This is a genomic window from Echinicola shivajiensis, from assembly GCF_018642165.1.
In the GTDB taxonomy this organism is placed as follows: domain Bacteria; phylum Bacteroidota; class Bacteroidia; order Cytophagales; family Cyclobacteriaceae; genus Echinicola; species Echinicola shivajiensis.
The window spans coordinates 44,695-68,198 of sequence record NZ_JAHHZM010000021.1; the positions used below are offsets into that span (position 1 = coordinate 44,695).

Annotated in this window: 21 protein-coding genes; 14 read left to right on the forward strand and 7 right to left on the reverse strand. The window is 39.4% G+C overall.

All coding sequences use genetic code 11. The features are described from left to right. The first annotated feature begins 31 nt into the window (after window positions 1-31). Entirely contained in the window at window positions 32-1,222 is a 1,191-nt protein-coding gene (locus KMW37_RS21235; RefSeq protein ID WP_215226655.1) for a Na/Pi symporter, read from the forward strand. Here KMW37_RS21235 and deoC read toward each other — a convergent pair. Beyond that, window positions 1,211-1,882: a deoxyribose-phosphate aldolase gene (gene deoC / locus KMW37_RS21240; RefSeq protein ID WP_215226656.1), complete on the reverse strand. Its 672-nt coding sequence runs from the start codon at window positions 1,880-1,882 to the stop codon at window positions 1,211-1,213. The two genes, KMW37_RS21235 and deoC, sit on opposite strands and share 12 nt — an antisense overlap. After that, complete coding sequence (locus KMW37_RS21245; RefSeq protein ID WP_215226657.1) at window positions 1,875-3,095, reverse strand: NAD(P)-dependent oxidoreductase; 1,221 nt, start codon at window positions 3,093-3,095, stop codon at window positions 1,875-1,877. The genes deoC and KMW37_RS21245 overlap by 8 nt, the downstream gene beginning before the upstream one ends. Window positions 3,096-3,234: 139 nt before the next feature. Here KMW37_RS21245 and KMW37_RS21250 point away from each other — a divergent pair, with 139 nt between their 5' ends. Continuing rightward, the gene (locus KMW37_RS21250) at window positions 3,235-3,429 is read left to right on the forward strand and encodes a hypothetical protein (protein ID WP_215226658.1); all 195 of its coding nucleotides are present in this window, start codon (window positions 3,235-3,237) and stop codon (window positions 3,427-3,429) included. Between the two features lie 53 nt (window positions 3,430-3,482). On the opposite strand, the gene KMW37_RS21255 is transcribed toward KMW37_RS21250, so the two are convergent. The 4 genes from KMW37_RS21255 to KMW37_RS21270 all read right to left on the reverse strand — a co-directional run bounded on the left by KMW37_RS21255 (window position 3,483) and on the right by KMW37_RS21270 (window position 8,166). Then, window positions 3,483-4,010 (reverse strand): YceI family protein, encoded by a 528-nt coding sequence (locus KMW37_RS21255; protein WP_215226659.1) that lies wholly within the window; start codon window positions 4,008-4,010, stop codon window positions 3,483-3,485. Between the two features lie 85 nt (window positions 4,011-4,095). Continuing rightward, window positions 4,096-4,545 carry a MarR family winged helix-turn-helix transcriptional regulator gene (locus KMW37_RS21260; RefSeq protein ID WP_215226660.1) on the reverse strand — a complete coding sequence of 150 codons (450 nt, stop codon included), beginning with the start codon at window positions 4,543-4,545 and terminating at the stop codon, window positions 4,096-4,098. Between the two features lie 431 nt (window positions 4,546-4,976). Next, on the reverse strand, window positions 4,977-7,496 hold the full coding sequence (locus KMW37_RS21265; RefSeq protein WP_215226661.1) for an ABC transporter permease: 2,520 nt from the start codon (window positions 7,494-7,496) through the stop codon (window positions 4,977-4,979). After that, window positions 7,489-8,166: an ABC transporter ATP-binding protein gene (locus KMW37_RS21270; RefSeq protein WP_215226662.1), complete on the reverse strand. Its 678-nt coding sequence runs from the start codon at window positions 8,164-8,166 to the stop codon at window positions 7,489-7,491. Before KMW37_RS21270 ends, KMW37_RS21265 begins: the two co-directional genes overlap by 8 nt. A gap of 281 nt (window positions 8,167-8,447) precedes the next feature. Between KMW37_RS21270 and KMW37_RS21275 the strand changes: the two genes are divergently transcribed. The 4 genes from KMW37_RS21275 to KMW37_RS21290 all read left to right on the forward strand — a co-directional run bounded on the left by KMW37_RS21275 (window position 8,448) and on the right by KMW37_RS21290 (window position 12,409). After that, window positions 8,448-9,140 (forward strand): arylesterase, encoded by a 693-nt coding sequence (locus KMW37_RS21275; protein ID WP_215226663.1) that lies wholly within the window; start codon window positions 8,448-8,450, stop codon window positions 9,138-9,140. Window positions 9,141-9,525: 385 nt separating this feature from the next. Continuing rightward, window positions 9,526-11,268 carry a GMC oxidoreductase gene (locus KMW37_RS21280; protein ID WP_215226664.1) on the forward strand — a complete coding sequence of 581 codons (1,743 nt, stop codon included), beginning with the start codon at window positions 9,526-9,528 and terminating at the stop codon, window positions 11,266-11,268. Between the two features lie 11 nt (window positions 11,269-11,279). Further along, window positions 11,280-11,990 (forward strand): gluconate 2-dehydrogenase subunit 3 family protein, encoded by a 711-nt coding sequence (locus KMW37_RS21285; RefSeq protein WP_215226665.1) that lies wholly within the window; start codon window positions 11,280-11,282, stop codon window positions 11,988-11,990. A gap of 71 nt (window positions 11,991-12,061) precedes the next feature. Continuing rightward, on the forward strand, window positions 12,062-12,409 hold the full coding sequence (locus KMW37_RS21290; RefSeq protein WP_215226666.1) for a hypothetical protein: 348 nt from the start codon (window positions 12,062-12,064) through the stop codon (window positions 12,407-12,409). A 30-nt stretch (window positions 12,410-12,439) separates the two neighbouring features. On the opposite strand, the gene KMW37_RS21295 is transcribed toward KMW37_RS21290, so the two are convergent. Further along, entirely contained in the window at window positions 12,440-12,895 is a 456-nt protein-coding gene (locus tag KMW37_RS21295) for a lipocalin family protein (protein WP_215226667.1), read from the reverse strand. Window positions 12,896-13,609: 714 nt separating this feature from the next. On the opposite strand from KMW37_RS21295, the gene KMW37_RS21300 reads away from it, so the two are divergent. The 8 genes from KMW37_RS21300 (at window position 13,610) to KMW37_RS21335 (ending at window position 23,234) form a co-directional block, all read left to right on the forward strand. Next, window positions 13,610-14,983 (forward strand): Gfo/Idh/MocA family protein, encoded by a 1,374-nt coding sequence (locus tag KMW37_RS21300; protein ID WP_215226668.1) that lies wholly within the window; start codon window positions 13,610-13,612, stop codon window positions 14,981-14,983. Between the two features lie 870 nt (window positions 14,984-15,853). Continuing rightward, window positions 15,854-16,501 carry an outer membrane beta-barrel protein gene (locus KMW37_RS21305; protein WP_215226669.1) on the forward strand — a complete coding sequence of 216 codons (648 nt, stop codon included), beginning with the start codon at window positions 15,854-15,856 and terminating at the stop codon, window positions 16,499-16,501. Window positions 16,502-17,065: 564 nt separating this feature from the next. Beyond that, window positions 17,066-17,467, forward strand: a complete 402-nt coding sequence (locus KMW37_RS21310; protein ID WP_215226670.1) for an acyl-CoA thioesterase — start codon at window positions 17,066-17,068, stop codon at window positions 17,465-17,467. A gap of 344 nt (window positions 17,468-17,811) precedes the next feature. Further along, complete coding sequence (locus KMW37_RS21315) at window positions 17,812-18,705, forward strand: polyphosphate kinase 2 family protein (protein WP_215226671.1); 894 nt, start codon at window positions 17,812-17,814, stop codon at window positions 18,703-18,705. Window positions 18,706-19,068: 363 nt separating this feature from the next. After that, a complete protein-coding gene (locus tag KMW37_RS21320) occupies window positions 19,069-19,725 on the forward strand; it encodes a DUF6266 family protein (protein ID WP_215226672.1) in 657 nt (218 codons plus the stop codon). 240 nt (window positions 19,726-19,965) lie between these two features. Next, a complete protein-coding gene (locus KMW37_RS21325; RefSeq protein WP_215226673.1) occupies window positions 19,966-20,928 on the forward strand; it encodes an alpha/beta fold hydrolase in 963 nt (320 codons plus the stop codon). Window positions 20,929-21,220: 292 nt separating this feature from the next. Continuing rightward, complete coding sequence (locus KMW37_RS21330; RefSeq protein WP_215226674.1) at window positions 21,221-22,531, forward strand: erythromycin esterase family protein; 1,311 nt, start codon at window positions 21,221-21,223, stop codon at window positions 22,529-22,531. Window positions 22,532-22,817: 286 nt separating this feature from the next. Beyond that, window positions 22,818-23,234 (forward strand): GxxExxY protein, encoded by a 417-nt coding sequence (locus KMW37_RS21335; protein WP_215226675.1) that lies wholly within the window; start codon window positions 22,818-22,820, stop codon window positions 23,232-23,234. The last annotated feature ends 270 nt before the right edge of the window (window positions 23,235-23,504 follow it).

The window sequence follows — 23,504 nt, forward strand, 5'->3', positions numbered from 1 at the left end:
TTGGGCCTTATTGGAGGAGACACTAAATTAAATGGCAGAGACCTTAGAACAAAAAACATCTTCAAAGCGGTTGTTTATGGGAATGCAAATATTAATTGCATTGGTCCTTTTCATGGTCTCTATTGATCTTCTTACCGTTTCTTTGCTTCACCTAAATAATGAAGTGGCCAATAAAATATTTATGGCCACCAATAATCCATTCGTTGGGCTTTTTATAGGGCTTCTAATGACTGCCCTTATTCAATCCAGCAGCACTGTTACCGCCATGGTAGTGGCAGTGGTGGCTGCGGGAAATCTCAGTATCATGCAGGCAGTACCTCTGGTTATGGGGGCAAATATCGGTACAACCATCACTTCCACTTTGGTCTCCTTTACCTTTATCATGAAGAAAGGAGAGTTTAGAAAAGCCATTTCAGCTGGGGTATTACACGATATCTTCAATATTATCACGGTAATCATTCTCCTACCACTTGAATATTATTTTGGCTTTTTAAGCAAAATCGCCAGCATGGTATCGATCAGTGTCTTCAGTGAAGGGCATATATTGCATGATCGATTCTCCTATAATGTGATTTTTACACGGCCTTTGACAAATTTTCTGGTGGAATTGGTTAACATTCCTGTAGTCTCATTGATCATCAGTGTACTGCTGATATTTTTGTCCATTAAGCTATTGTCATCCTCGGTTTACAAGACCTTTCTTTCCAAGGATTTCAAGCAGGTCAGCAAGCATATTTTCAAAAATCCATATAGGGGTTTCCTTTATGGGATGTTCTTTACAGCTGCGGTACAGTCCAGTACGGTGACCACTTCCTTATTGGTCCCAGCGGTAGCAACAAAAAAAGTATCTTTAAATAAAGTATTCCCTTTTATTCTTGGCGCTAATATAGGAACAACCATTACTGCGGCAATTGCTGCAATGTTTAAAAATGAGGCTGCAATTGCTATTGCCTTGGTCCACTTTCTCATCAATTTTTTTGGGACTTTGATATTTCTGCCTTTTCCTGCACTGAGAAATATACCCGTTAAAATGGCCATTTATTTTGGCCGACAGGCAGCCCAAAGGAAAATCATCGGTATTGTCTATATTTTGATGGCTTTCTTTATCATTCCGTTTTTGCTGATTTATTTCAATAGAGATGGGGATGTAAGAAAGCTGGATTATGATAATCAGGGAACTGTTATTCAGGTAGAAAAAGATCCTGATACCTCATTTAATTGATTTTGCTATTTCCCATTCTTTAAGTATTTCCATCCCTGAGCTTGTTCCAATGCGGTCTGCGCCAGCTTCTATCATGGTTTTGGCCTGTTCATAAGTTTTTATTCCTCCGCTGGCTTTGATCCCTACATTGCTGGGCAAAATCCTTCTCATTAATTGAATGTCTTCCTTTCTGGCTCCTGATTCAGCATAGCCTGAAGAAGTCTTTATAAAGTCTACCCCCGCATCGCTGCCGATTTTACAGGCTTCAATAATTTCTTGTTGGCTTAAATAACCGGTTTCTATAATTACTTTCAATACCTTGCCATGATCATGGCATAAGGTTGAGAGTTTGGCCAGCTCAATTTTTGGCCAGTTCATGCCTGACTTGAAGGCAGATAGTGACCAAACCACATCTATCTCATCAGCGCCATCTTTAATAGCCCTTTCCGTTTCAAAGACTTTGGTCTCGGTCATTTGGTAGCCCAACGGAAATCCAACCACGGTGACAACTTGCATATTTAGGTCCTCTAATTCCCGCTTCACCTTTTTGACCCAAAAAGGTGGGACGCAAACTCCGTGAAAGTGATATTCGCGAGCTTGAAGAATCAATTGGTTGATATGGCGATCGGTAAGCGTGGGACTTAATAGGGTGTGTTCTATATACCTTTTGATATCAAGCATGATCTGAAGGAATCTCTTTTACAAAGTCTTTTAGATAGCTGAACCTTTCTGTCAATGCCCCATCTCTTGTTATGGATGCATTTGCAATGATGTCTTGTTCCTCATCAGCAAGTAATGCAGGGATGACATTTTCCATTAGCTGTGCACCAAAATCCTCAGAAGCATCTCTTGGCAGCTCACAGGGCAAATTGTCAATGGCCATGACCGATATGCTGTGCTGAGAGCCAAAGGCTGGCAATTCCTCTAGATTCAATCTGCCCACGTCATACACCGGGTCAGCAATGGTGCTTGGTCTAATGGTGGTAGGGACCGAACCATTGATGTCGCAGGTGATATCGGCAATGACAGAGAGGTTAAATTCCTCCTTTTGTAAATCGTTTTGTTCAAATAATTTAGGGGCTTTAGGATCCCAATAGGCGGCAGCGAATAGGATCTCGCTTACCTCTGCGTACTTGAAAAAGTGACTTTCATATTTCTCAGCTTGGGAATAAAATTCCTGTTTTTCATAGCCACCATCGGTTTTTCTTCGATTATAATCCTCCATGGCCAATTGGGCAAATACAGGCTCTTCATAATAATTATTGATCAGTTCTTTTGGACTGACTTCCCTGATACCAGCCACGAGTAGAATTTCCTTTACTCCATTGCCTACACGGCCATTGCCTGTTATGACCATTTTAATAGGTGGCAATTGAATGTTTTTCAATTCTGCATGGAGCTCTTCCATATCGAAGCAGTCCTTTGCCCTTTTTAGGTCAAACAATCCGGTCTTTTTACCATATGTCCATAAGCCATTATAGCCACCAACTATGCCGGCCCATCTCCCAAAGGCTACGACCCTCTCTCCTCCATGACGTAGGATTTCGTAATCTATCAGCTGAATGTTTTTTCTTAAAATGGCCTGAAGCAAACCCCTGTTATAGGGTTGGGCCTTGATGGTATGTGAAAAGAAAAAATAGGTTTTTTCTGCAATCAGATCATGAATAGGGACCTCTTTCACTCCCATCAAAACATCGCAGTCAGATACATCTTCAACCAATTCAACGCCTTCCGCTTCATACTCTTCATCTGTAAAGGCCCTAATGTCACTGGATTGAACTACAAAAGAAGCTTTCCCCTCATATTTCTGGTTCAATGCGCTTACTTGTTGGGGACTAAAGGGCACACGCCTGTCACTGGGAATTTTACCTTCTTTGATCAAAGCTATTTTCATTACGAGTTTATTTATGGATATTCGCAGTGCTATTTTCCAGTTTAAAATAATTAAAAGTGAGGCCTGGCCTCCTTATCATAATATATAAAGAATTTACCAATTTTCATGGGAATAGCTTGGTATTAATCCATCCCAAAAAATGAAAGAACTTATCCTATACGCAATACTATTCCTTTTGTTATTCGGACATGCCATAATGGCCTCTATGATGTATATCACCGTACACAAGGACGAGGAATTAAGCTTTAATGAAAAAAATCAATGGAAATTGAAAGCGCTAATTTTTCCTATTTATTTCTGGGGGAAATATAAAAAGTACAAGGCCAAAAAATAAAATGACCATGGTTAATACCATGGTCATTTTAAATATGCGGGATTTAATTTTAATTAGTTTTTCACCAACTGTATGCTGGCCAAGATCTTGATCTGATCACCTACTACTACACTGCCTGCTTCAGTAACAGCATTCCACGTAAGGCCATAATCTTTTCTACTAATCTTACCTTCAAGCTCAAAGCCTGCTTTGGTATTTCCATAGGGATCTTCGGCCACTCCTCCAAAGTCTACAGATAGTTCTATAGGTTTAGTAGTGTCTTTTATGGTTAGATCTCCTTTAAGTAGGTAATCACCTCCATTTTTAACTAATACTCCATTTGCAAATTTTAGTTTTGGGTATTTCTCTGCATCAAAGAAATCACCTGATTTCAAGTGGGCATCTCTGTCAGATTGGTTGGTGTCAATACTGTCGATATCTGCAGTAAACCCAACATTTGCTCCATCAAAATCCTGAGCTGCAGCTTCTGCTTCACCTTCAAATTTTTTAAATTTCCCAGTCACTGTTGAAATCACCAAATGCTTTGCTTTGAAGTTGATTTCTGAATGTGTAGGGTCGATAGTCCATTTTGTAGTACTCATAACTAGATTTGTTTTTATTGTTTTATGATATTTATTTTCTGAGTATGTACATTGTATGTGTATACATCTAATGTTTTAAATTTTTTTACCCCCTTAGTTTGTCCAAAAGGTCATTGAGGGTGTTGGCCTCTTCCTCGCTTAGGTTAATGACTTCTTTATTTAGCCTTTGGATCTCTTCATCCAATTTTTCAAGTAATGTCAATCCTTCTTTGGTAATATTAATATCTACTTGCCTTCTGTCATTCGGGCACTCTTTTCTGTTTACAAAACCCTTTTGCTTTAGCTTTTCCACCAAACGGGAGGCATTGGACATTTTGTTTAGCATCCTATCCTGAATGGAAGATACTGTCATTGGTTCCGGATGGTGTCCCCTTAAAATTCTCAAGACATTATATTGCTCGGGAGATATACCATATGGCTTGAATAATTTCACCTGTTGCGTCACAATATAGCTTTGGGTATAAAGCAAGTTTACCACCGCTTTATTCATGGGACTTTTAAAAGTCTTTTGCTGTATTGCATCTTCAAGCTTCATATTATTTTTTGTTATTGTATTTAATGTATATACATCTAATTAAGGTAAAAGGTTTCAATTCGGGAAATATTTTTTTATAAATAATTGAAAAATAGCCTTTATACCATTTGAAGGGATAAAATAAGCATACCTCAAAAGTCTTTTCCTTATTTCATTTTGATCTGACGAAGCATTCCTTCCAGTCATCCGATGCTTCAAAAAATGTACTTTAGTATAATTACAGATAACGCATATTAAAAAGTTAGAGGGAGTCTTGGCTACGGAGCTTGTCGAAGTACCAAGATTCCCTCTTCGTGCATTGCGTATTCTTAATAAATTGACTTAAACAAACTTCAATTTCTTCTTGAATACATAGGACAGTTGCTAATCTCAAAATGATAGAGCTTGATACAATAGGCCTTGTCCTTATAATATATCTTATGTCTTTACAATCAACTTCTCAAAATCTCCATGGGAGGTTTATTGATAATGTTCTTGCCATTTAACCAGCCTAGGAGTACAGTGATGGCCGTAATCATCACATATATGATTCCCGCTTCCTTCCAGGCCCATTGTACTGGAAATTCAAATACCCAAATATTCAGCATGGCTGTGGCCAGAAAAGAAAGTAAAATGCCGCTTAGGGAAGCAAGACTTCCCAAAAAGAAATATTCCATGGTATTGATTGTTCTGACCACTGGGGAACTTGCTCCTAAGGTCCTTAACAGAATGCTTTCCCGCATCCTTTGGTATTTACTTATGATCAAGGAGCTTACCAATACCAAGATCCCAGTGATAATGCTGAACAGGGCCATGAATTGTATGACAAAGCTGATCTTGCCCAAAATCTCTTCAAAGGTGTCTACAATTAAGCCAAGGTTGATGACAGAAATATTCGGGAAGGATTTTACAATTTTGTTCTGTACCTGGGCTGCCTGCTTATCAGTTTCGGATTTGGTAATGACAACGTGGAATTTTGGGGCTTTTTCCAGTACATTTTCCGGGAACAGCACCAAGAAATTGGTGGAAACCTGTCTGAAATTCACCTCTCTAAAGCTGCCTACATAGGTTTTAATAGGCCTTCCTTGTACATTGAATACAATTTCATCGCCCATTTTTATGCCAGTTCTTCCTGCGTATCCTTTGTCAAAGGAGATATAAATACTATCCTTCGGGGATTCCACCCGATGCAATTTGCCCTCTGCTAAGCTTTCTGATTTTATTAGGCTATCTCTGTAAGTAACCCTGAATTCTCTATTATAAAGACCCCTGGATCTTTTTTCCTCATCTGGTAGTTCTGCATTTTCACTTTTGTCCACCCCGTTTATCGTCTCCAGTCTCATGGTGACTATGGGTACTTCCTGCATTACAGGTAAGCCTTCATTCAATACAGACTGTTTTACTTTTTCCACCTGGGAGGTTTGAATGTCAAAAAAGAGCATATTGGGCTGGTCTTCCTTGTCGGCAAATTTTACCTGGTCCAGCAATTGGTTTTGTACAAAGAACAGAGTGGAAATCATGGCCGTGCCCAAACCTATGGTAGCAATCAAGGAAATGGTTTGATTGTTTGGCCTGTAGAGATTGGCCAAGGATTGTCGGATAGGGTAGCTCAATGAAAGCGGTAAAAACCTTCTGATCAACCACATGATCCCAGTGCCTACAAACCATAAAGTGGCAAAGGCCAAGACCACAAATCCAGTAAAACCTAAGGCTTCCTCCCAACCATCCAAAAGGTATAGGCTGAAGGAAAATATAAATACGCCAATGGCCACCATTACTAACCATCTCCATGGGTCCTTGCTGAACTTCACCGCATCCTCATCGGTACGCAAAGTCATCATTGGAGGGACCTTTCTTATTTTTAGTAATGGGAGAAAGGCAAACAACACCGAGATAAACAGCCCTGTTATGATCCCAAATGCAACAGCTCTCCATGAGACAGACACAGTGACATCTACTGGTAAAAAGTCACTGAAAACCTGCGGCAAGATAAACTGAATCAAGCTTCCCAAGAGTGCTCCGAGTAAGGAACCTACCAAGCCCATCAATTTGATTTGGGTCAGGTAAATCAAAAAGGTGTCCATGGAGGAAACCCCCAGGCAACGCAAGACAGCCACTGAAGCGAGTTTTTCCTTTACAAAAACATTGACCGCACTGGCCACGCCTACACATCCTAAAAGCAGGGCTACAAAGGCTACAAAGCTCAAGAAGTCGGATAGATTGGCAAATGACCTTCCGGTGGACCTCTTTTTGTCTTCTACAGTGTCTGCATCCACATGATCTTCTTCCCAGATCTCATCATAGGGCTTGATCAATTCATCAACATTTGTTCCTTGATCAAAACTATAATACCTCTGGTAGTTTACCCTGCTACCATATTGGATCAAACCAGTCTCATCGGCATATTCCATGGGGATATATACTATGGGAGCAACGGTAGCGGTAATTCCTGTTTGTCCTGGTGCACCCAATAAAGCTCCTGCAATGACAAATTGGACATTGCCTACTTTTATACTATCACCTACGGATGCATTGAACTGTTCCATGAGGATCTTTTCCACCAAAGCTTTTGGTTGTCCATCTCTGAAATCCCTAGCTGCAGAGACAGGCGCGGTTTCCAAGGCACCATAGAATGGGAAATTTCCCTCCAATGCCCTGATCTGAACCAGCCTGCTTTCATTGGATTTGGTGAAGGACACCATACTGGCAAAATTGATTTCCTCGGCCAGATCGATGGCCATGGTATCCAATTCCTGATCTCCAATTGGTTGATTGTTTTCCAAGACAAGGTCGGCACCAAGTAATTCCCTTGCCTGATTGTCTATGTCCTTCGAAAGGTTGTCGCCAAATGAACTGATGGCTACCAAAGCAGCGATTCCGATCACTATTGAGGAAATAAAAAGTAGGAGTTTGCCTTTGTTTTGTCGGAAATCCCTAAAGGCCATTTTAAGAATCCATTCCAATCTATGCATGTTGACTTTCTTGAATTTTTCCTCCTTTGATATGAATGATCTTATGGGTCTTGGCCGCAAGCTCGGTATCATGGGTGACCATGATCAAGGTGGTGCCTGAGGCCTTGTTTAAGTCAAAAATCAAATTTTCAATCATTTCACCTGTTTCGGTGTCAAGGTTTCCCGTTGGCTCATCAGCGAATAAAATTTTTGGTTCATTGGCAAAGGCCCGGGCGATGGATACCCGTTGCTGTTCTCCACCTGATAATTGGCTTGGATAATGGGTGGCTCTGTCCTTAAGTCCTACTTTTTCCAATAATTCCAAAGCCTTGTCCTTGGCATCCTTTCTCTTTTTCAATTCCAATGGTACCATCACGTTTTCTAATGCTGTCAAGGTGGGGAGTAATTGGAAATTCTGAAAAATAAATCCTATTTCCTGGCTTCTCACCGCAGCTCTTTCATCTTCTGTCATCCCATCCAGCCGATGTCCATTTAAGCTTATACTTCCTTCACTGGCGCTATCCAGGCCTGCACACAATCCCAAAAGGGTGGTTTTTCCACTTCCAGAAGGTCCAACAATGGCCACACTGTCACCAGCAGCAACACTCATGTTTACATTGTCCAACACGGTCAATTTTCGTGAACCACTTTGGTAAATCTTACTTACATTTTTAACAGAAAGTATGCTCATAAATTTAAATTCTAATTGAAACAGGAAACAATTTTGGCCTCCCTTTTGGTTTTATATGTTCTTTGGCCTGGAAACTGTAAAAGAATTTGGCCCAAATGGAAAATTAATCAATTTCGTGATTATCATACCCGATAGTGCTCTTTAGGCCAATTTGTAATTATTTAGGTCATAATGGCCTTGGATTGTTAAGTATAATACAAGTATGTTAAAGAAAACCGGGCAGGCTATTCTAACGTCAATAAGTTATTAAATCGTAATTTAGGAGCAATAAGTTTCACAACATGACCAAAACAAGTATACTTAAGTCAATATTAAGCCTTTCAATTGTAGGTGTTTTTTTAGGTTCCTGTAGCTCTGAACAAAAGCAAAGTACTGAGAAAAAGGAAGAGACAGAAACGGCGGTTAGCCCAGCAGCTGAAGAAAAGAAAAAGACCATTCTTTTTTTTGGTGACAGCATGACAGCGGGCTACGGGGTGGATCAGTCCCAAGCTTTTCCTGCTTTGATACAAAATACAATTGATAGTTTAGCCCTGGATTATAAGGTGATCAATGGAGGGCTTAGTGGGGAGACTTCTGCCAGTGGGCTATCCAGGATTGATTGGTTTTTAGAAGACAAGCCGGATATTTTTATTTTGGAACTGGGAGGCAATGATGGATTGAGGGGAATCCAACTGGATGAAACAAGGAAAAATCTGCAAGGAATTATAGACAAGATCGAGCAGAAATACCCTGAAACCAAGATCATCCTAGCAGGCATGCAAATTCCCCCAAATATGGGACAGGAATATACCACTGAGTTTCGAAAAATGTACCCTGAAATTGCTAAGGAGAATGATTTGGTGCTTATTCCATTTTTATTGGAAGGAGTTGGCGGGAATGCGGCGCTAAACCAGCCCGATGGAATCCACCCTACCGCTGAGGGGCATCAAGTGGTCGCCAAAAATGTATGGGAATTCTTGGAGCCGGTATTGTAATACTGGCTTTTTTCTTGTTCATACAAACTAAAATTTCACCGCTTATAATTTTTAAATTATAACAAGCAAAACTATAATTTTACATTATTTGCAATGAATCGATTTTTTTAAAGCAACGTTATTAATGGATATGATTTTTTATTGAAAATAAATTAAAATATGCCCTCGGGCAATCTTTTTTGTATAAAACACTAAAACCTTTTAGCTAATATTTTTTTTATATCTTTCCGTTCTAAAGAATAACCTAATCAAATATTTCAATTTCAGTAGAATTAAGAAACATATTCTGTTAGTTTTGAACAAAAATGATTCATAATTCCAGTAATGTTCTTTGGGTATAGCCAAATAAAATCTAACTTAAAAGACAATTTTAAAATAAATCAGTATGAGTTTTCAAATAAAATCTCCCGGAGAAGCATACGATGTGATTATCGTCGGTTCAGGTGCTGGAGGGGGTATGGCCTCAAAAATCTTGTCTGAGGCAGGATTTTCAGTAGCCGTTGTTGAAGCGGGGGGAGATTTTGACCCTGCCAAAGAGGAAGACAGAACCCAACTTAGATTTCCATGGGAATCTCCACGTAGAGGCGCCAGCACACAAAACAGACCTTTTGGTGATTTTGATGCGGCCATTGGTGGATGGGATATTGATGGTGAACCTTATACCAAAGCCGACGGGACTGAATTTGATTGGTTCAGGTCTAGGATGGTGGGTGGCCGTACCAACCACTGGGGAAGAATTTCCCTGCGTTTTGGGCCTAATGATTTTAAAAGAAAAAACATTGATGGTTTAGGTGACAACTGGCCTATCGGCTACGAAGACGTAAAGCCATATTATGATAAAGTAGATAAACTGATTGGGGTATTTGGCTCCAAAGAAGGAATCTATAATGAGCCAGATGGATTTTTCCTTCCACCTCCCAAGCCACGTTTGCATGAATTGTTCATCAAAAGGGGAGCAGATAAGGTCAATATCCCAGTAATGCCTTCTCGACTTTCCATTCTTACTAAGCCTATCAACAACGAAAGGGGAGCATGTTTCTTCTGTAACCAGTGTAACAGGGCTTGTCAAGCCTATGCCGATTTCTCTGCGGGTACTTGTTTGGTGAAACCAGCTATGAAAAAAGGCAAGGTAGACCTTTATACTTATGCCATGGTTCGTAAGGTTACTACTGATGATAAAGGTTTGGCTACTGGAGTATCTTATATCAGCAAGGTAGATATGAAGGAATACAAGCTTAAGTCGAGAGTAGTGGTGTTGGGTGCTTCAGCTTGTGAGTCTGCCAGAATCATGTTGAACTCTAAGTCCAAGGCTCACCCTGATGGCTTGAGTAACAGCAGTGGTATGATCGGTAGATACCTACATGACTCTACAGGTTCTGATAGAATGGGCTTCATTCCTGATTTGGTCGACAGACAAAAATACAATGAAGATGGTGTAGGCGGTATGCACGTCTATACTCCTTGGTGGTTGGACAACAGTAAGTTGGACTTTGCCAGAGGTTATCATATTGAATACTGGGGCGGTATGTCCATGCCAAGCTATGGTTTTGGTTTTGGAATGGATACCATCAGAAAGCATATCAAGGATGAATTCGGAAATCCAGGAACTGCTGGTGGTTATGGTGCTGGATTGAAAAAAGATATTCGTCGTTATTTCGGAACCATGGTAGGTATGTCAGGAAGAGGGGAAAGTATCCCTCGTTATGAAAACTACTGTGAGATCGACAATAACACGGTGGATAAATACGGAATCCCAGTATTGAAATTCAACTATAACTGGACAGACCAGGAAATCAATCAGGCTAAGCACATGCAGGACACCTTTGAAGAGGTGTTGACCAATGCGGGTGCAGTGTTATTTGGTGAAAAAGCCGGGCCAGATTCCAAATACGGTCTTCATGCCCCAGGTAGAATTATCCACGAAGTAGGTACAACCAGAATGGGGGATGATCCAAAAACATCTGTGTTGAACAGCAACTGCCAGGCACATGAGTGTAAAAACCTATTTGTGGTTGATGGTGGTTCATTTGTTTCTCAAGCTGATAAGAACCCTACTTGGACCATCTTGGCATTGGCTTGGAGAACATCAGACTATATTGTTAGCGAATTGAAAAAGAAAAATATCTAAAGGACAGGACGATGAATAGAAGAGAGAATTTAAAACTGCTATTTACTGGATCTTTGGCTTCTGGTCTATTTATGACTGGTTGTGGTCCTGAAGCCCCTAAGGAAATTGCCCATGCTCCAACTATCGGAGAGGGAACCAAATGGGGCAGGACTCCTGAAGAAATGATCCGCAATGCTGAATTGGAAGCGGAAGTTTTCTTTAGAGAGGATGAAATGAAAAAGTTGAACTACTTGGTAGATGTGATCATTCCAAAAGACGATGTCTCTGGAAGTGCCACTGAAGCTGGAGTTCCTGATTTTATAGAGTTTATCGTCAAGGATATGCCATATTACAAAACTCCTATGAGAGGTGGATTGATGTGGCTGGATACTGAGGCAGAGGACAGGTTTGGCAAGCCATTTATGGAGGCGAGCGAAGATCAGCGAATTGAGATTATTGACGATATCGCTTATCCTGATAAGGCCAAGCCAGAAATGAGCCGTGGTGTTAAGTTTTTCAACACCCTAAGAAACCTGACATCTACTGGTTTCTTTACTTCTCAAGAGGGCTTCAAAGACCTTGATTATAAAGGTAACCGTCCGAATGTTTGGGATGGTGTTCCTGATGAGGTAATGGCGAAACACGGATTCAAATTAGAAGAAAAATATATTCCTTTATATATGAACCCAGACACCAGGTCTACACTGGCACAATGGGATGATGAAGGAAATTTAATTGGTTAATTGTTTGTTTTGGATGTAAAAAGGCCTTCCGCTATGGCGGATGGCTTTTTTTTTCTAAAAAATTTAATGCAATGGGTAAATATTCCTTGAAAATTGTCTTAGCAGTATTTTCGCTGACACTGTTTTTTGTGATACTTTTGGGGCATTATATTCAGGAAATAAAAACCATTACTCTTATTCTTTCCGCTCCCCTATTGTTGATCTTGGCGGGGGTGTTTTTATCAAAAATGAAATTGGAATCCCTTTTTAAATTTCTCTTAAGCTACTTTAGTGTTACCTGTCTGATCTTATTGATCAATGAATATATCCATATATGGGTACCATTGCATATTGTTTGGCTGGCGGGAAATGTTTTAATCTTGGCCTTGATACTGTATATAAGAGGTGTTTTTAGAAAGTCTATAAAAAAAACGGGCTAACCCCATTCTATAAAAAGCCTTCGGAAATAATTACTTCCATCTCTCGAATACCATTTTTGCTTCCTGCTCTGTACCATTGATGATAGGGGCCAGGATGAGGCTTTTTCCATCCAGCTGAATGATTTTGGCCTTTTTGCTTCGATCTCGGTTGATTTCATTTATTATAAGCACATTGCCCTCCAAGTTATATTCTGCTTGCCTTTGCACGATATCACCTCTTTCCAAATCGGTGAAGTCGAGTTGCTTTTCGTCTTTGAATTTATAGTAAGTATTGGACATTAGGATTTTAATCCTTTCCTCCATGGCCATTCTTTTTTCTGGATTGGCAGATAAGTAAGCCTTTGAATCCCTAATCTGATCCACTGCTTCGTTTTTTACCAATTTCCATTCTCCAACAAGAAGTTCCGATTGAAGTTCTTGGGCATGTGAAAGTCCAAGTCCAAGTGAGCAAATAAGGAGAAGCGTAATCAAGAAAATCCTATGCATAACCAGTAGTTGTCATGAGTTGTTTTTTGTCAGCTGTGAATATACTAAATCAAAACACAAGCCAGTCTGTTACCAGTCTTAACTTAATATATCTATTGGCTTATTTTGTGAAATTTTGGCTAAATAAGAAGTGGATTTTTTTGAGCTATGTGTATCCGTATCATTTAACATATCCTCTGAGAAACGAAATATTCATCGAAATCATTTGTTTGGCCTTTGGAGCATTCGGTTTTGGAACGGTTGAGGAGAGCGTTAAGAAAATGAGCTAGCTCGCGTCGTGGAGGGATGAGCGTAAAGAAAACAGTCAGTGACTGTTTTTAGCGAGTAGCCAGCTTGCAGGGCAGGCTCTCTCGTTTCGAGATCGTTTCCTCAGCATAAAGCACCTGTCTCGATCACTATCGATTCCTATATCCGCTCATTTTTAGCCCGTAACAAGTGTTTCAAAATCAAATTGAGAAAATAGCCCTAATCGAAACTGTATTTGACTCAATTTGGAGAAGGCTCCACGGCCTAGATTTCCTGCCTGCCGGCAAGGCAGGTTTGCCTACTTTTTCATCAATGGAAATGCGAAGCATTCATGATGACCATCAAGAATAAAACATTACCTGAATAAAAAGTAGGAAAGCTTAAAAATAATCTAATGGCTATGTTTAGTAAAGCAGATACACATATTTTATTATATTAAGTGTGTAAAAAACGATAACCCAAAAACAAATGTCAACAACAACCACCAACAAAAAACGAAGAGAGTTTATCAGTAAAGCGAGCATGATGGCGGCCGGTTCATTTTTTGTTCATCCAATCGCAAAAGCCCTGGCATTAAGGGATGATCCAAGCAAAAAATTACGTATTGCCCTAGTAGGAACTGGTATACGTGGAACCAGCATGTTCGGGAGAAGTGTGATGGAGGAGTATTCCAATGAAGTGGAATTTGTAGGCCTGTCAGATATCAATGAAGGGAGGTTGGCTTATGGAAAGAAATATATAGGTGTAGACTGTCCTACCTTTGTGGATTTTGATGAAATGATGGCGAAAGTAAAGCCTGATGTGCTTATTGTAACGACCATGGACTGTACCCATGATGAGTTTATCATCAAGGGATTGGAAGCAGGGGCCAATGTGATCACGGAAAAACCTATGACCACGGATGAAGTCAAATGTCAAAATATCCTAAATGCTGAAAGGAGAACAGGCAAGAAGGTCATTGTGACCTTCAATTACCGTTACAGCCCCCACCGCCAGAAAATTTACGAATTGCTGCATAGTGGAGAGATAGGTAAAGTAACCTCAGTGGATTTTCATTGGTATTTGGATACGGATCATGGTGCTTCTTATTTCAGAAGATGGCATGGATATCGAGAAAAGGGAGGAACTTTGCTGGTGCATAAGGCTACTCACCATTTTGATTTGCTCAATTGGTGGTTGGACTCCGATCCAGCGGAAGTATTTGCTTACGGTAAGTTGGAGTTTTATGGCAAAAATGGCAAGTTCCGACATACCAATTGTCGGCCCTGTCCACATAAGGACAAATGTGATTTCTACTGGGATATCACCAAAAGCGAAAGGCTAACTGGTCTTTATACTGATAACGAAGAGTATGATGGTTATTTAAGGGATGGCTGTGTCTATCGAGAAGATATCGATATCTATGATAAGATGGCCGTACAGATCAAGTACATGAATGATGTTCAGGTCAGTTATTCACTGACTACATATTCGCCCTATGAAGGCTATCGCATTGCCTTCAATGGCACTGAAGGTAGGCTGGAAGCATGGATCAAAGAGAGCCAACCTTGGGAGGAGAAGCCAGCCGATGAAATCAGGGTGACCAAAAACTTTGCTGATACGGAGATCATCACCATTCCACATTCAGGTGGAGGCCATGGTGGAGGAGATACCAGGTTGAAGGATAAACTCTTTAAGGATCCGAATATGGCTGATCCTTACAGGCAATCTGCAGGGACCAGGGATGGAGCCATGTCCATCTTGATTGGGATTGCAGCCAGAAAAAGCATAGAAGCCCAAAAACCTATAAAGGTGGCTGACTTAGTGGATATCAAGCTACAAGCCAAGCGACCAAAGGTTTAGGAAGGTTTTCACGCAAAGTGCGCTAAGAAGTCGCTAAGTTCGCTAAAGGTTTTTGGGATGATTTATAGTGTGGCTGAACCCAATGATTTTCGATTTCATTTTACAAACGATGACTGTCAAGATCATTTACAGAGTGGAAAAAGTATCCTTTGTGTTCTTTGCATCACCTTTACAGTTCTTTGCGTGAACACATTATGTTTTCTGACAAGGCCTCAAAGTCCATAATAGTAACAGACCTTGTGGATATCAAACTGGAATCCAAGCGGCCTAAGGTTTAGGAAGGTTTTCACGCAAAGCGTGCGAAGAAGTCGCTAAGTTCGCTAAAGGTTTTTGGGATGATTTATAGTGTGGCTGAACCCAATGATTTTCGATTTCATTTTACAAACGATGACTGTCAAGATCATTTACAGAGTGGAAAAAGTATCCTTTGTGTTCTTTGCATCACCTTTACAGTTCTTTGCGTGAACACATTATGTTTTCTGACAAGGCCTCAAAGTCCATAATAGTAACAGACCTTGTGGATATCAAACTGGAATCCAAGCGACCAAAGGTTTAGGAAGGTTTTTCACGCAAAGCGCGCGAAGAAGTCGCTAAGTTCGCTAAAGGTTTTTAGAGCAGAGAAAGTAGCTTTGCATACCCACGTATCAATTTATTATATTTTAATTTCTAACCCGCGTTTGTAACGCGGGTTTTTAAATTAGCGCATTTGTAATGCGGCAATTGGAATATAGGGTTATTATATAAACCTAAGGTAGCGAATGAGACATATCGCAAGAGAGGTCAGGACAGTACTTAAAAAAATCCACCCGCATTTATTTACTGTAGCAGTTGAGCAGGAAATAACGTCTAGTGAAAAAACAATTTTTAGTTATGATGAAAAAACTTCTTTTACTATCGTTTTTCCTGATCCAAAATGGCCTTTACGCACAAAATATTTCCAAATGGAATTTAGGGTTAGAATTTTCTTGGGATCAATTGAACTTGGCGGAGGGAATCTACCAATCTGATTATTTAGTGACTTTAGGAACCTCTATAGGTTATAATGTCGATTTCAACCAGTTTAACTATAGCCTTGGATTTACGGGACAGTATAAGTTTAATGAAAAGCTAGGGCTATCTACTGGATTATTGTATTCGAATAAGGATTTTACCGGGGCTTTTGATTGTTCTGTATGTTTTCTGAGGGGAAGAGGTATTCCAAATCCAAGAATCATTGAACAACAGTTTTTGAGCATCCCCTTGTCATTGGATTACAGCTTGTCCACGGGGAGATTAAGGCCAGTATTGACAGGAGGTTTTAGGAATAATATTGAGATCAAAAATGATTTGGAGGAATATAGTAAAGGTTACTTTTTAGAGGGGTTTTTGGGAGCTTCCGTGAAGTATGACCTGGCAGAAAAGCTCAATGCAGGCATCGGCTATCGCTACCAAACTGCCTTGTCCGATCTCTACAAAACGGATGAGTTTAATCTAAGGACGAGTAGTTTATTTTTGCAATTGAATTATGTTTTAAAATAGTGAAGAATAGTTCGAATACTTATCCTGTCTTGGTATGAAATGTTACAGCAATTCCATCGGTCATTGGGCTTGTCGAAATGACCCATGGAAATAGAATGTTTTTTGATGTCATTATCTCCTTGATATTTGAAGAAATTTCAAGCTTTTCTAATAATGCAATGCGCCGATTTGCAATGTCATTAAATCAACTTGTAGCACTCGTAAATAAGAAAATAATGGTAGTTTTATAAGCGCTTTAATTAAGCTGATTTTCTAGCTCTATATGAAATAGTGTGGCTAAACCTTCCAAGAAAAAGTGCCATGGACTAAAAACTTCTGAGATCAGACCAACGAATAAGATGGTCCGCCTTGCAGGTATTGGGCGTTAAGAAATTAAAGAAGAGGGTAAGCAAGAAGGCAGGCTTGCCTGCCTGTCCGGCTAGGCAGGTTTGACGAATTGATGATCAAAGAGGTGACTGGCAGCTAAACAGGAGGAGTTTGCCTGCATGAGGAAGGGCTTTAATTTTAGCTCAATAGCTGTGGAAGACTAGCACATGACCATACAAGATTAAAAATAAACAGGAAATGGAAAGCAGGACATTTGAATATCCAATGATTATCAAGGAATTTCACTTGGATACTTTTGGGCATGTAAACAATGCCACCTATCTGGAAATATATGAGGAGGCCCGCTGGCAGTTTATTACGGAGAATGGCTATGGCCTGAAGGAAATCAAGGCAACGGGTTTAGGACCAGTGATTTTGGACATTAAAATTCGCTTTATCAAAGAATTGAAGTTACGGGAGCAGATCACCATTTTTTCAAAAACTACTGAATATAATTCCAAAGTAGGGATCATCAAGCAATGGATTGTTGACAGCCAAGGCAATAAATGCTCTGATGTTGAGATGAGCATTGGATTATTTGATACCACGGCCAGGAAACTGGTAAAGCCAACAGAGGAGTGGCTAAAAGCGATTTCTTGATTTAGATATTTAGATCTTAGACTAAAGATTGGGCTGAGCATGCAGCTCTGAATCCCCGAGCTTCTAAGCTTGGGGATTTAGTGTTGGGGTTAGGTTTAATTGATAAGCTTTCAAATGTTTAGGATGTAATTTTTTGTATATTATACAATAGCCGTTTTTCATCATAAAATGATGATCATACTGTGAGGTCAAAAAAATCATAGGATCATAAGATTGTCTTTCATTTTCAATTGACGCTTGATCTATTGTGTCCATTTGGAAGGCTTATACACTGAGAATATCCTGGGAAGACTGCTATTAGGATTTGACTAAACTTCAACTTAGCTAACCTTAAATCTAAAATCATGAGCAAGAAGGAACATAAACTCGATCATTCCCATTTTTTGGTCCCCCCAGGAAAAAAGGTAAACCTCAAGGATTATGATCCTGGATTTACTGGAGGATTCCATGGTAAAAAGGAAGCTAAAAGTGCTTTGCTGGAAGACGTTTCAGAGTTGGCAGAAGCACAGGAGTTGCTTTGGGCCAGCTCCCAAAAATCGGTACTGATCATATTACAGGCCATGGATGCTGCAGGCAAGGACGGTACCATCAAGCATGTCATGTCTGGCGTGAATCCCCAGGGGATTGATGTACATAGTTTCAAAGCGCCCAATGAAACAGAGCGATCACATCATTTTTTATGGCGGTTTATGCAAAGATTACCCGCTAGGGGCAGGGTTGCGATTTTTAATCGGTCCTATTATGAGGAAGTGTTGGTCGTAAAGGTACATCCTGAATTTTTGGAAACCCAGCATATTCCCTCCAAACAGAAAAATATACCATTGGATCAATTATGGAAAGAAAGGTATGATATCATCAATGAGTTTGAAAAAATAATAGACAGACAGGATGTGTGTATCATAAAGTTCTTCCTTCATATCTCCAAGGATGAACAGAAGGATCGGTTTCTCGATAGATTGAACGATGCTGATAAACAATGGAAGTTCTCTGCCGCAGATTTAACCGAACGCAATTATTGGGACCATTATCAAAAGGTCTATGAAGATATGCTTAGTGCCACAAGTACAGCGCATGCACCTTGGTATGTTATTCCCGCTGATCACAAATGGTTTTCCAGGGCAGCGGTAGCTGATATCATTACGGAGCGTATTCAGGACATGGGTCTTGAGCCTCCTCAAATTGACGATGAACAACGTGCCTTACTAAAAATCGCTAAAGCAAAACTGCTTAAGGAATAGGCTAGTCATTGGACATGGGAATTATATATCAAGTATAAAGCGTAAGTTCTTTATTTTAAAGACTAATATCTAAAGAGGCTTCTTGATTATCTTCCATTTTCTTACTTCACACTTCCTAACCGTCCTTACCCTACTTTCACTTCCATTCAAGGAAAAACAAAATAATCTTCGGATCACACAGGGATCACTCTCGGATCACCTTCGGATCAAGCTCGGTTATATCCGAGTAAAATCCGAATATAATTTGGAATTGTTCCTCGGTTAATCCTTATAGCCGTAAAGGTAAATACTTGACTGTTATAGGGTAATTGCCTAACTTATAAGGGATTATTGTTAGCCAAGTTTTACTTTTAAATCTTTTTGATGATGGCAAAAGCAGAAGGAATATTCAGCAAACTGAGAGGGAAAATAGGAGGGGTAGTTTTTTATGTAGTAGATGGGAAGACCTATGCCCGACAGCATAATGATGAACCTAAGATCGGTGACCCTTCCCCTATTCAGCAACTTTACAGGAACAAATTCAGCATGGCTTCCCGATTTCTCAGGCCCTTGAAAGCCCCGATTGAATTTGGTTTTCAGGCTTTCCGTAAAGGCATGCGCACTGGGATGAACGTGGCCATGGGCTATACCACCAAAAATGCCTTTTATGGTGGCGGCATAGATCCCCTGCAGCTGCTTCCTGCCAAGGTGAAGATAAGTATGGGGCCATTGACAGGAGCAAAAAATGCCCAGGTAAGTTGGGTGGATGATGACCATGTAAGCTTTTCCTGGGAAAACAATATCGGCGAAGGCAGCGCCGGACATTTTGATCAGGCAATGCTTGTCCTCTACAATGCTGAAGACCAAAGGGTAGAATATGTCCTGGAAGGGAATTCCCGGTCTGCAGGGCAGCAGGAAGTCAAGGTCCTCCGGGGCAAGGAACATGAGGGTAAATTGCATGCCTATATTAGTTTTCATCACTATAGTCGCAGGTACAAGACCAGGGAATTTTCTGATAGCCAATATTTGGGAATGGTTTAGGGTACGTTCTAATCAATCCGCACTAAACCTCGTTTGCATGGTGGTTTGTTAAATCAGGGCATTTGGAATGCGGCATTAGAATAAATTATGGCGTTAAAAACGCAAAGATTTAGGAATCCTCCTTTAAGATGGGGGCAACGGAAGATATACTGACCGAGGCTACTTTTAAATGCTTGGTTAAGATATCTTAGAAAAGGATATTTTTATTATTTTGAAATAACGAGCAGCAGTATTTTCATTATGAAGCATTTCGTTTGCACCATTATTTTCATTTTTTCGACACAAGGCTTCCTTTTAGCTCAGGAAGACCTTCCCTATAATTCAAAAATAATAGAGACCAGTAGAATAAAAATAGAGTATATGGATTTTGAAGGAGAAGGGACGCCGATTATTAATGTTCAAGGTGTGCATAATTTCTTTTCCTGGCCCAAGGGATATGAAAAATCATCCAAAGATTGGGTAAATCTCTTACAGTCTTTTTCGGATGATTATCATGTTCTGGCTCCTATTAAAAGAGGGTATGGGAAAACAGAAAAAACGGTGTCAGGCTACGATGTAGCCTCTCAAGCTGAAGATATATTGTCATTTATGGATGCTCTGGGGATTCGTAAATCGTTTTTCCTGGGACGCTTAATAGCAGCCCAGGAAATGGTCTATTTAGCAGAGCATCATCCTGATAGGGTTTTGGGATTGGTGTTCTTGGATATGCAGCTTTTAATGTATGATTTAAAGAATCCTGAGGCATATGAATTTATCAAGAACAATATATCCTTGGCCAAGGACCGTACTGATCCTTGGGAAAAAATGGTCCCTAGATATGGTTATATGCCGCATATGGTTTCAAATCCTAATTTTAAAATAAATATTCCTGCCTTATGGTTTTATAACTCCTTTCTTAATGAGCATACGGCTGAATTGAAATGGTTGGATTACATCAATTATGAGGCAAAAAAAGAAAATAGTAAACAAGAATTACAGGCCTATTTTAGACAATTGGCAGGGGACTCCTCAAGAGTATTAGCAATAAAAAATTACCTGGTACAAAATAATCCTAATCCAATAGTGAATATGGCCATGAAAAGGAATTTTGAAAACCTGATATTTATCAATGAGGATAACTATTCAGATATGGATTATGAAGTGATGATTGAGAGAATAACCATTCCTCAAATGAAGGAATTTTTCTCAAATAATGACAACTAAGATCATTTAGATACAAAAAACTTATTGTATAAATCTTTCTAACCTGCATTTGCAATGCGGCATTAGAATAAAATTATGAGCTTGAAAACGCAGGGATTTAGGATTCCTCTTTGCAAATAAGGAATAGGTTGAGCTAATTTTTAGTGTTTATGAGTAGGGCCTAACCTTATTGAGCATAAAAGGAATTGGTTATTATCGGCTGTTCATAATATTGAGAAAAGTTGAAATGAAATTGATTTGAAATCCCATATTGAAAGTACAAATCATAGGTAAGCATTAAATAAAACAGGCCATGAAAATCATTCTATTGATCAGCATATTTCTTTCTGCATTTTGGGGATATGGCCAAAATATAGAAAAAGAAACACTGGTAAGATTACCTGAGGATATTTCGAAAATAGATGAGATCCAGCTATCCCAAATAGCCGATCAATTAGGAGATGCGAGAATCATTGGAACGACAGAAAGAATTCACGGATATAAAGAGCCATTTATTTTTAGGAATGAGCTTATCAAGTATTTGGTAGGGGCAAAGCAAATTGATGTGATTTTATTGGAATCTGGTTTGCTGGAATCCAGGTATTTAAATGACTATATCCATCAAAAACAATCTAGTTTGGATCTGGTTAGGTTAAATGGCTTTAGTTCGGGTAAGCAAACTATTCCAGAGAATATTGAAATTTTGGAGTGGCTAAGAAATTATAATTCAGATCCTAAAAATCTTCATAAGGTTGATATATACGGGTTTGATATTTCGGGTAGTATGGGAGCAGGAACTTCAAGGTCAGAAATGAATACGCCCATTAAAACTTTGGTCTCTTATTTAGAAAAAGCCTCATTTGATAGAGATACCAATTTGATTGAAAAATTAAAGCCACTTACTGATTCCTTAAAAATCAAGCCTTTTGCACCCAATCAAGAAAATTTGCCTACTTATGACAAGTTAAATAGAGGGACACGTAATGAAGTTACTTCTATCCTTAACGATCTTATAGCCAATTTGGAAATTTACCGGTTTGAGTATATCGCCAATACATCACAAGAGGAATATGATTGGGCTTATATAGCAGCGATTTCAGCCAGGAACATAGATAATGTCCTAAGAAAATTACCTTTACCTGGTGAAATAATGACGCCAGAAAAAATTGATGATTCATTTTTTGCTCGATTAAATGGAATGGTCCAAAATGTGGAATACTTGCTAAATAGAAATCCTGAGGCTAAGTTTTTCATCTTCGCAGCCTCTAACCATTTGTTCAAGCATCCCTTTGAAACCTATTGGCCAGGAAGCCAAGAAGGAGTTTCTTTACCGATTACTGTAGGAACTTATTTAGCATCCCAATATCCTAGTGATTACAAACTCGTAGGCCATTTTTACTTGAATGCAGAAAATGAAAAAAATAATTTAAAGGAAGACCCTGCTATATTTTCCAATCACTTGGTCAATAATTCAAAGAACTATTTTATTCCTGTAATGGACTTGAATAAGTTAAATATTGACGAAAAAATGAAGATCGATCAAGGGGCTTATATAATCCCTTCAAAATCTTTTGACTATATATTGTTTACAGAAAATATAACGGAGCACCAAAGAAGAAAATAAACTCAATGTCAGCGATTTTGTTAGCAGGACCAAGACCAGGGATTTTTAGAATTAATTGAACCACATAGACACAATAGCAATCATAGACGCTGTGATCTATGTGCCTATGTGGTTCAGTCCCTCACTGGGTGAAGATTGGCAGAGGATTAGGTGAGATTGCATTTGCCCTTTCCTATTATTTGAATTTGCAATTCGGGTTTACAAGAATTAATTGAACCATATAGACACAATAGCAATCATAGCATTCTTTCTGTGCCCCATGCGGCTAGAAAAAAATAATATAGATATGCGAACCACACAGAAAACAATAGATGAGTTGACCTATAAAATCATTGGTTGTGCTATTGAAGTGCATAAGCAGATCGGTCCGGGTCTTCTTGAAAGCGTATATGAAAAATGTTTTGTTAGAGAGCTTCAAATTCAAGGCTTGAAGACCAGTACCCAGCAACGCATTCCTTTAGAATATAAAGGACTGTCTCTTGAGGCGGATTTACGGTATGATGTACTTGTAGATAATTTGATAATTGTCGAATTGAAGGCCATGGATGGAATTTTGCCCATCCACGAGGCCGTGTTGCTCACTTATATGAAAATGGTGGAAAAGCCAAAAGGAATTATTATCAACTTCAACTGTACCAATATTTTTAGATACGGTCAAAAGACAATGGTCAATGATATCTATGCAAGCCTTCCGAAAGAATAAAAAAATGAATTACATTATGACCTATGTGTCTATGTGGTTCAGTCCCTCACTGGGTGAAGATTGGCGGAGGACTAGGTGTAGATTGCATTTGCCCTTTCCTATTATTTGAATTTTCAATTCGGGTTTACAAGAATTAATTGAACCATATAGACACAATAGCAATCATAGACGCTGTGATCTATGTGCCTATGTGGTTCAGTCCCTCACTGGGTGGAGATTGGCAGAGGATTAGGTGAAAATGCATTTGCCCTTTCCTATTATTATTGGAAT